This window comes from Zetaproteobacteria bacterium (genome assembly GCA_003696765.1).
GTDB lineage: Bacteria > Pseudomonadota > Zetaproteobacteria > Mariprofundales > J009 > RFFX01.
In genome coordinates, this window is record RFFX01000015.1 from 1 (window position 1) to 9,886 (window position 9,886).

At 70.9% G+C, this 9,886-nt stretch carries 7 protein-coding genes and 1 pseudogene; 3 read left to right on the forward strand and 5 right to left on the reverse strand.

Going from position 1 to position 9,886, the window contains the following annotated elements:
* Positions 1–155: 155 nt before the first annotated feature.
* The 5 genes and pseudogenes from tig to sucD all read right to left on the reverse strand — a co-directional run bounded on the left by tig (position 156) and on the right by sucD (position 6,979).
* On the reverse strand, positions 156–1,571 hold the full coding sequence (tig, locus tag D6682_01790) for a trigger factor (GenBank protein RMH52483.1): 1,416 nt from the start codon (positions 1,569–1,571) through the stop codon (positions 156–158).
* 261 nt (positions 1,572–1,832) lie between these two features.
* Positions 1,833–3,035, reverse strand: coding sequence for a glycosyltransferase family 1 protein (locus tag D6682_01795; protein ID RMH52484.1), 1,203 nt, complete (start codon positions 3,033–3,035; stop codon positions 1,833–1,835).
* 146 nt (positions 3,036–3,181) lie between these two features.
* Positions 3,182–5,060: pseudogene (gene asnB / locus D6682_01800) on the reverse strand (asparagine synthase (glutamine-hydrolyzing)).
* A gap of 6 nt (positions 5,061–5,066) precedes the next feature.
* Positions 5,067–6,098, reverse strand: a complete 1,032-nt coding sequence (gene queA / locus D6682_01805) for a tRNA preQ1(34) S-adenosylmethionine ribosyltransferase-isomerase QueA (protein RMH52485.1) — start codon at positions 6,096–6,098, stop codon at positions 5,067–5,069.
* The gene (sucD, locus tag D6682_01810) at positions 6,095–6,979 is read right to left on the reverse strand and encodes a succinate--CoA ligase subunit alpha (GenBank protein RMH52486.1); all 885 of its coding nucleotides are present in this window, start codon (positions 6,977–6,979) and stop codon (positions 6,095–6,097) included. The genes queA and sucD overlap by 4 nt, the downstream gene beginning before the upstream one ends.
* Positions 6,980–7,133: 154 nt before the next feature.
* Here sucD and D6682_01815 point away from each other — a divergent pair, with 154 nt between their 5' ends.
* The 3 genes from D6682_01815 to D6682_01825 all read left to right on the forward strand — a co-directional run.
* On the forward strand, positions 7,134–7,772 hold the full coding sequence (locus D6682_01815; GenBank protein ID RMH52487.1) for a thiamine phosphate synthase: 639 nt from the start codon (positions 7,134–7,136) through the stop codon (positions 7,770–7,772).
* 11 nt (positions 7,773–7,783) lie between these two features.
* On the forward strand, positions 7,784–8,665 hold the full coding sequence (gene hpnC / locus D6682_01820) for a squalene synthase HpnC (protein ID RMH52488.1): 882 nt from the start codon (positions 7,784–7,786) through the stop codon (positions 8,663–8,665).
* A 309-nt stretch (positions 8,666–8,974) separates the two neighbouring features.
* Positions 8,975–9,886: hypothetical protein (locus D6682_01825; GenBank protein ID RMH52489.1), on the forward strand; the 912-nt coding region annotated here is incomplete at its 3' end.

The following is a 9,886-nucleotide window of genomic DNA, read 5'->3' on the forward strand; positions in this document are numbered from 1 at the left end:
AGCGCGGTCTTCGATCCCCTTACAAATCCATCGGTTGCATGCGCAACCTCCGGATTTGCGCGGCCGTCCGTGGCCGCGATGCCCGACGAAGGGCGAAAGGAGGGCATCTCTCCCTCCATCCTACCGCCCGGCCGGACGGCATGCAACCACCGATGCTAGGCCGACTGCGCCCCACCGGCGGCCGCATCACCGCCGCTTCCACTGGATGCACCCTCCCCGGAGGCCTCCTCCTCCGCCGCCCGCCGGGCGGCATCGGCCTCCTCCTGCCAGGCCGAGAGGGTCATGACCTTCTCGCGCACCGCCATCCGCTCCAGCGCCCAGGCGATGCAGCTCCGTTCGTGCACCAGATCCCGGATCCGCTCCATCTCCCCCTTGTCGCCGCGGATCCTGGCCTCGGCGGCCGGCCGCTCGCTCGCCGGTATCCGGGCCAGACGCCGCTCCAGCTCGGCACGGACCCCCTCCTCGTCGACCTCGATCCCCCCCGCATCGGAGAGGGCGCGGACCACCAGTCCGAACAGCAGATCGTTCCGGGCCCGCTCCCGCATTCCCGCCTTCACCTCGTCGGTGAAGAAATCGCTGCCGATCGGCGTCCCACGCTGCTTCATCCGCTCCCGCGTATCGCGGATCAGCGCCCGCAGCTGCTCCTGCATCAAGGCCTCGGGCAGCGCCACCTTCCGGCCGGCGAGGATCGATGTCGCCACCGCGCTGCGGTTGGCCTCGTAGGCGATCGACTCCGCCTCGAACTCCAACTGGGCCCGCACGCCGGCGCGCAGTTCCGCCGCATCGGCGAAATGGAGCTGCTGCGCCAGCTCATCGACCGACGCCCACGGCTCGGGACGGGCCACCTCATGGACGGTGACGGCGAACTCCGCCTTGCGCCCGGCCAGATGGGGGGCATCGTAGTCGTCGGGGAACTCGACCCGCACGGTCACCTCGTCGCCGGCCCGCGCGCCGATCAGCTGCTCCTCGAACCCGGGGATGAAGCGCCCTTCGCCCACCACCAGGCGGACCTGCTCGGCGCTGCCCCCCTCGAAGGGAACCCCATCGATCGTCCCGACGAAATCGATCACCAGCCGGTCGTCCTCCTGCGCCGCACGCCCGTCGTCGGGGACGAAGTTGGACTGGTTCTTCATCATGCGCTCGACCACCGCCTCGACGTCCGACTCCTCCACCTCGATCCTCAGGCGCTCCACCTCCCTCGCCGCAAGATCCTCCAACGGAATCTCGGGCATGGTGGTCACCTTGAGGGTGAACTCGAACCCCTCCCCCGAAGCCTCCCGATCGGGCAGAATCAGCTCGGGCTGTACTGCGGGCTTCAGCCCGCTCTGATCGAGCACGGCGGCGAAATGGGTGCGGACCAGCTCCTCCACCGCCTGCTGATGGAGGTCGGCGCCGAAGGTGCGGCGCAACACATGGGGCGGCACCCTCCCCGGGCGGAAGCCGGGCAGCCGCACCCGCCGGCGCAACTGCTCCATCTTCTCCTTGTAGACGCGGTCGTACTCCACCTGCGGCAGGCGCGCGCGCACCTCGTGCTCACAAGCCCCGAGCTGCGTTACCTCTGTCTGAATCACGAATCGAACACTCCTTTTCGATGGATCCGATCGTCAAACGTCCGATGGACCTTTTGGCTGTACGGGAATCCGAAGAGCCGCCCTCCATGCTGCGGAGCCGATGCCCCTCCATCCCCATCACGGGGGACGGCCGCCGATCGCTCCACGCCGCCACGTCGCACAACACCCCGTCCCGAACCAGCGGCGCACGCTAGCAGAAGCCCGAAGCGCATGGTACTTACGTACCGCCCTCCCGGCAGAGGGGACGCGCAGCCGCCCGCCTCACCCCGCGGCGATCTGCGCGATCGCCCGCAGCAGCGCCGCGTCGTGCGCCTGCCACGGAAAGCGCTGCTGCGCCTGGTCGCGGATGCGCGTGGCACGCGCCTCATACTCCTCATCCTGCTGCGCGGCCAGCGCCTCGCCCACCGCCCGGGCCAGCGCCTGCGGGGTGGCCGCCTCTGCCAGCCGGTTGTCGTCGAGCTCCGGCACCACCTCGAGGTTGGCGTCCACCGGCGTGGCCACCACCGGCAGACCGAACCCCGCCGCCTCCAGCGTCACCAGCCCGAACCCCTCCAGCGACCGCGTCGGCAGCAGGAAGAGATCGGCCGCCGCCATCCGCATGGCCACCTGCTCCTCGTCGAGATAGCCGCACCATTCGATCTGCTCCTCCACCGCGAGCATCCCCGCCAGATGACGCAGCGGCTGCTGAAGCGGCCCGGCGCCGATCACGCACCAGCGCAGCGCGGGATGGCTGCGCCGCAGGATGGCCGCCGTCTGCACCAACAGATCGACCCCGGTGCGCGGCACCAGATTGCGCAGGGTGACCACCACCGGCCCCTCCCAGCCCAACTGCGCGCGCCACGCCTGGCGCTGCGCCGCGCGCACCCGCCGCGGCAGGCTCACCCCCGCCGGGGCGATCACCACCTGCTCCGGCGCCACACCGACCATTCGGCGCAGCCGCTCGCGGGTGAAGACGCTCAGCGCCAGCACCCGGTCGGCGGTGCGGTAGATCCAGCGCTCCAGCCACAGCATCGCCGCTGCCGCCAACCGCGCCCGCAGCCCTCCGTCGAGTCCGTAGCGGCCGGCATACTCCTCGCAGGCGAGCGAATGGCACACCTGCAGCCGCGGCAGCCGACAGCCGGCGGCAACCAGCGCGGCGGCGACGAAAGGCTGCTCGGCGACCACCAGATCGAAATGGGAGGCACGCAACCGCCACCACGCGCCGGCCGCGCGGCGCAGCTGCATGAATCCGCGCAGCCCACGATCGCCATCGTAGGGCAGCCGGTGCTCGTCGATGCCGCAGGGAAGCGCAATCCGCAGCGGCGCATCGGGATCGGGCTGGCGGGTGAGCAGGGTCACCGTATGGCCCGCCTCGAGCAGCGCCCGCAGATGTGCGTTGAGCATCCGCTCGGCGCCGCCAAGCACCTGTTCGGCCGAGACATCGGCCACCAGCAGCAGGCGCAACCCCTCAGCCACGGCAGCCATGTTGCGAAACCATCATCGCGGCGTTGGCGTGCCGCACAAAACCGAAGCTTGCGAATGCAAGCGAAGGTTTTGTAAGGGAATCGAAGAGCGCGCTCTTCGATCCCCGTCGAGCGAAAGGTCCATGGACTTTTTGCGATTCGATCCCTTCAAAACCGCCACCCCCTCTGTGCCGCCCAGCGATCGAGCAGCAGGATGCCCCACAGGATATCGGCGCGATCCTCCCCGGCTAGATGGCGCCGCCACTCAGAGCGGACGAACGACCGCCGCACCAGCCCGCCCACCGGGTCGCGCCGGGTCAGCTCCTCCACCTGCCCGCGCAGATCGCGCCGCAGCCACAGCTTGACCGGCGCCATGAACCCCTGCTTGGGCCGGTCGATCACCGCCGCCGGCAGCCGACGGCGGGCGGTCGCCCGCAGCAGCAGCTTCAGCCCCTCGCCCCACGGCGCCCCGGCCACCTTGCAGCGGGGCGCAAGCCACAGCGCCTCGGCGATCAGCTCCGGATCGAGAAAGGGCGCGCGCAGCTCCAGCGCGTGGGCCATGCTCATGCGGTCGCCCATGGCCAGCAGGTCGTCGGCCAGGTAGCTGCACTGATCGAAGGCCATCGCCCCATTGACCACCCCCAGCCGCGCGATCAGCCCCTCCAGGCCGCCGGCATCCTCCGCCGCGGAGGGCCAGGGATCCTCCACCGGCTCGATCGTTCGGGTGAAGAGCGCCCCGGGCTCCGCCTCGGTGGCGCGCATCCAGCGGCGGTAGGCGGCAGCGGGGCTGTCGTCGAGCGCGGTGAGAAAGCGGCGCAGCCGACCGCGCAGATTTCGGCTGGAGTCGGAATCGCCCAGCCGCCGTCCCAGCGCGGCCAAAATGCTCCGGCCGGGCAGACGGTGGAGCCGGGCGTGCCACAACAACCCGAGGTAACGCGGATAGCCGCCGAAGAGCTCGTCGCCGCCGACGCCGCTGAGCGCCACGCTGACGAAGCGGCGCGCCTCGCGGCTGATGAGAAAGGTGGGCAGCGCGGCGGCGTTGCCCACCGGCTGATCGAACCCCCCGCGCCATCGCCTCCAACACCTCCTCGGCATCGGGCGCCACCTCCAGCACCCGGTGGTCGGTGCCGAGATGGCGCGCCACCGCCTCGGCGTGGGGGGTCTCGTCGTAGTCGGCGCCGCCGCCGGCAAAGCGGACTGAAAAGGTGTGCAGCCGCCCGCTGCCCTGCCGGGCCAGCGAGGCGGCGATCAGCGAGGAGTCCACCCCGCCGGAGAGGAAGACGCCGAGCGGCTTGTCGGCCAGGGTGCGCAGCGCGAACGCCTGGTCGAGCCGCGCCTCCAGCGCCGCCGGCGTCGGCCGCCGCACCCAGCTCTCCTCCGGCGGTTCCCATTCCCCCGGCCGGTGGTAGCGCCGCAGCGTGATCGCCCCGTCGCCGTCCAGCTCGGCGCAACAGCCGGGGGGCAGCTGCCACACCTCGCGGTAGAGGGTGCGCGGCGCCTCGATGCGCATGGTGGCAAGCAGCTCTCCGACCGCATCGATACGCGGGGTGAGCCGCCAGTCGCCGCGCGCGAAGGCGTCGAGGGTGGAGGCCAGCCCCACCCGCCCCTGCTGGCGGCAGAGAAAGAGCGGCTTCTCGCCGCAGCGGTCGCGGGCGATGGTCAGCCGGCGGCTGCGGGCATCCCACAACAGCAGGGCGAACATGCCGTTGAGCAGGGGAAACATGCCGCAGCCATGGCGCCGGAAGAGATGGGGCAGCACCTCGGTGTCGCTGCGGCCGGTAAAGGCCACCCCCTCCCGCTCCAGCCGGCGGCGCAGCTCGGGGTAGTTGTAGATGCAGCCGTTGAACAGCACGGTGACCCCATCGATGGTCATCGGCTGGCGGCCGGCCGCATCGGCGCCGACGATGGCCAGCCGGTGGTGGATGGCGGAGAGCGGCGGATCGTCGTGGCGGCCGTGATCGTCCGGCCCGCGCGGTGCCACCGCCTGAGCCATCCGCTCCAGCTCGCCGGGGGCGGTACGCCCAAGGATGGCGACGAAGCCGCACACCGCCTGCTACCCCCCCAACCTGCGGCGGTCGATGAACATGGCATCGCCATAGGAGTAGAAGCGGTAGCCCGACGCGACCGCATGGCGGTAGGCCGCCCGGATGCGACCGTGGCCGGCCATGGCGCAGACCAGCATCAAGAGGGTGGAGCGCGGCAGGTGGAAGTTGGTCAACAGCGCATCGACCACCCTCCAGCGGTAGCCGGGGTGGATGAACAGCCGCGTGCGCCCCGCCCCCGCCCGCACCGCCCCGTCGTGCCAGGCCGTCTCCAGCGTGCGCAGCGCGGTGGTGCCGACACAGACGATGCGCCGGCCTTCGGCGACGGCCCGGTTGATCTGCTCCGCCGCCTCGGCACCGATCCGATAGCGCTCCTCGTGCATACGGTGCTCATCGAGCCGATCGCAGGTCACCGGCTGGAAGGTGCCGGGGCCGACATGGAGGGTGACCGCCGCAAAGGTCGCCCCGGCCGCCTCCATCCGCGCCATCAGTGCCTCGGTGAGGTGGAGTCCGGCGGTGGGGGCAGCCACCGCGCCGGGATGGCGGGCGAAGATCGTCTGGTAGCGCTCGGAATCCGCCGGCAGATCGGGACGGCCGATGTAGGGGGGCAGCGGCATGTGGCCATACCGGGCGAGCAGCGCCTGTTCGTCCCCCTCCAGCGCCAGCAGCCATTCACGCCCGTCGCGCTCGAGCAGCCGCACCGCTCTATCGTCGCCGAGGGAGAGCACCATGCCTGGCCGAGGCGGGCGGTTGGCGCGCAGCCATGCCCGCCAGCAGCCGCCCTCCAACCGTTCGATCAGCAGCAGCTCCACCCGCCCGCCGCCCGGCTTGCGGGCGAAGAGCCGCGCCGGAATCACCCGGGTGTCGTTGACCACCCACAGATCGCCGGGGATGACCAGCTCGGGCAGATCGGCGATCATGCGGTCGCGCTGCCCCTCCTCGGTCAACTGCAGCAGCCGGCCGCCGTCGCGCCGTTCGGGCGGCTCGGCGGCGATCAGCTCCGGCGGAACGGGAAAGTCGTAATCGGCGACCCGCGCGGTCACCCGCGCGTGCGTTGCGCCAGCAGCGCCGCCATCCGTTCCCCCAGCTTCGAAGGGTTGCGCTCCACCGCCACGCCGGCCGCCTCCAGCGCGGCGAACTTGCTCTCCGCCGTCCCCTGGCCGCCGGAGATGATCGCCCCGGCATGGCCCATCCGCTTCCCCTTGGGCGCGGTGGCCCCGGCGATGAAGGCGACCACCGGCTTGCTGCCGTGCTCGGCGATCCACGCCGCCGCCCGCTCCTCGTCGAAGCCGCCGATCTCGCCGATCAGCACCACGCCGTCGGTCTGCTCGTCCTGCTCGAACAGCCGCAGCAGGTCGATGAAGTCTAGTCCATGCACCGGATCGCCGCCGATGCCGATGCAACTGCTCTGCCCCAACCCCGCCGCGCTGAGCTGGGCCACCGCCTCGTAGGTGAGCGTGCCGGAGCGGGAGATCACCCCGATCCTCCCCGGCCGGTGGATCGCCCCCGGCATGATGCCGATCTTGCAGGCGCCCGGGGTGATCACCCCGGGGCAGTTGGGGCCGATGAGCCGAACCGCGCGCCCGGCGAGCCGCTGTTTGACCCGCACCATGTCCAGTACCGGAATCCCCTCGGTGATGCAGACGATCAGCCGGATGCCGGCATCGGCCGCCTCGAGGATGGCATCGGCGGCAAACGGCGCCGGCACATAGATGACCGAGGCGTCGGCGCCGGTCTCGGCCACCGCCTCCTCCATGCGGTCGAACACCGGCAGGCCGAGGTGGCGCTGCCCCCCCTTGCCCGGGGTGACACCACCGACCAGACGGGTGCCGTACTCGAGCATCTGCCGGGAGTGGAAGGTGCCCTGCCGGCCGGTGAAGCCCTGACAGAGCACCCGGGTATTACCATCGATCAGAATCGCCACGCGCTGCTACCTCCTTCGGCGGGGCCCCCGATCGCATCGCAAGATAGTCCGTCGTGAACTTCTTGCCCCTGCGACCGTCCCGGCCCGTGGTCCGGCATGATGGGCGCAGGTCGGGCACCATGCAAACCGGCCCGGTTGCAGCTACGCTTGGCCGATGCCGCATCAAGGAGAAAAAACGCCGAACCGCGCCGTCATCTACATCAGCGACAGCCGCCGCACCGGCATCGAGCGGCTGAAGGAGGTGGCCGTCCGCGCGGCGGCGGCGGGGCTGTCCGCGCTGATCCTGCGCGAGCGGACGCTGGACAGCGGCAGGCTGCTCGCCCTGGCCGCCGAGCTGCGCGCGCTCACCCGCCCGCACGACTGCCGACTGATCGTCCACAGTGCCGCCGATGTCGCCCGCGCGGTCGATGCCGACGGCGTCCACCTCGCCGCCGCCGGAATGGAGGAGGCGCGCGCGATCCGTCGCTGGTGGGGGGTGCCGGGCAAGACGATCTCGGTCTCCTGCCACGACGCCGACCAGTTGCGCCGGGCGGCGGAGGTCGGCGCCGACTTCGCACTGCTCTCACCGCTGTTTGCCACCGCCAGCCATCCCCAACGCCCTCCGCTGGGGGTGGAGCGGTGGCGCGCGCTCGCCACCGCCGCCCCGCTGCCGGTGGTGGCGCTCGGCGGCATCACCCCGGCCAACCGCGCAGTACTCGCCGACTGGCCGGTGGCGCTGATGCGCGGGCTGGACGAGGCCGAATCGGTCGAGGAGGCGCTTTACACCCTCTTGCTGCGGCACGACTCCGGCTGAAGGGTTGGGCCATGGCCCACGATGAGAAGAGGCTGGCCGCCGCCTACCGCCACTGCCAACGGATCGCCCGCACCCACTACGAGAACTTCCCCACCGCCTCGCTCTTCATCCGCCGGCCGCTGCGCCCGGCGGTGGCGGCGATCTACGCCTTCGCCCGCCACGCCGACGACATCGCCGACGATGAACGCCGGCCGGCATCGGTACGCGAGAAGGAGCTCAACGCCTGGGAGACGCTGCTCGAGCGCGCCCGCAGCCAGCCGGTCGACCACCCGATCATGCTGGCGCTGGGCGACGCCATCCGCCGCCACCGGCTGCCGGTGGAGCCGCTGCACGACCTGCTCACCGCCTTCCGCATGGATCTGACCATCCACCGCTACGCCACCTTCGGCGATCTGCGCTACTATTGCCGCCATTCGGCCAATCCGGTCGGCCGGCTGCTGCTGGCGCTGCACGCCATCGACGACCAGGAGGCGCTGGAGGAGTCGGATGCCATCTGCACCGCGCTGCAGTTGACCAACTTCTGGCAGGACCTGAGCCGAGACCTGCCGATGGGGCGTTGCTACCTGCCGCTGGAGTGGCTGGAGGACGAAGGGCTCGACCACGAGGCGCTGCTCGCAGGCCGCCCGGACCCACAGGCCACAGGGCGCGTGATCGAGCGCGCCATCGGCGAGACGGAGGCGCTCTTCGGGCAGGGGCAGAGGCTGCTGCAGCGGCTGCCGTGGCGATTGCGGCTGCAGATCGCCGCCACCCTGCGCGGCGGGCGGGCGATCCTCGCCGCCACCGCCGCCAACCCCGATCCGCTCCACCGGCGACCGGTGCTGACCGGCGGTGTATGGCTGAGGATGGCCCCGCGCATCCTCGCCGACGCCCTCGACTCGCCGCACCGGAGGTAGCCGGGGCCGGTGCAAGGAACGCCTCCACGCCGTGCCTGCCCTTGTTGTCTTGCCGTGCCACACCGGTATGATGATTTCGCAAGAAACCATCATCGCGGCGTTGGCGTGCCGCGCAAATCGGTCGGTTGCGCATGCAACCGACCGATTTGTAAGGGGATCGAGGACCGCGCCCTTCGATCCCCGTGAAGCCAAAAAGTCCATGGAGGGACTTTTTGCGATTCTCATCACCGGTATGATCGCCGCATGAGGACACCGCCCCCCCCAGCCATCGCACCGTCGACCCGCCGCCCCGACGAGGCGGCGCACCGGTTGCGCCCCATCCTCCCTGCCCGATGGTCGGCCGTTCTGCTCCTGCTGCCGGCGCTCTCCTGCGGCGTACCGGCCGCACTCGCCCACCACCTGGACGCCGCGCCGGCAAGCGCCAGCGAAGCCGAGGCCATCACCCCCGATCAAGTCTTCGCCCAGGCCGAGCGGATCAAGGCCGATATCCTGACCATCATGGCCCACCACCATATCGCACCGCCCCCCTACCACCGCCGCATCACCGTGCGGCTGCGTCCGCGCCATGTGTGGCAGAAGACCTACGAGATCCTGACCAAGATCAACATCCTCCGCCGCAAGGAGCACTACCCGACGCTGGCGGTCGGCACCCTCGACCCGACCGAGGAGCTCCTGCCCGGAATGGTCTACGACCAGACTTGGCGCATCCTGACCGAACTGCATCTGATCAAGATGCGGCTGGGGCTGGCGGCGCGCCACCCGACCCCTCCCCCCCGACCGCACCACGGCAAGCGGCCGACCGATGTCTACCTGCTGCTCGATGAGGTCTCCAGCGATCTCGACGCGCTCAACGGGGCCGGCTTCACCCCCTCCGATCTCTTCGCCCAGGTGATGCGGCTCAACGGCGACATCGACGCCATCCTGCGCGCCATGGAGCTCTACGACCGCTCCTTCCCGCCGCCGCGCCAGCCGGGAGCCAAGCCGGCGGAGGCGATGCGCGCGGCGGTCGCCCTTCTGGCCACCACCCAGCGGCTGCAGCGCAAGCTGGGGCTGGCCACCACCGATCTGGCGCGACTGGTGCCGCCGGTGGTCCACCCCAAGGATCTATTCGAGATGGTCGGGCTGATCATCGCCGAGCTGCAGCCGGTGAAATACCTGCTCGGCCTCACCGACAGCCGCACCCCGGTCACCCGCCGCTACCGGGGCAAGCATCCGGCCGAT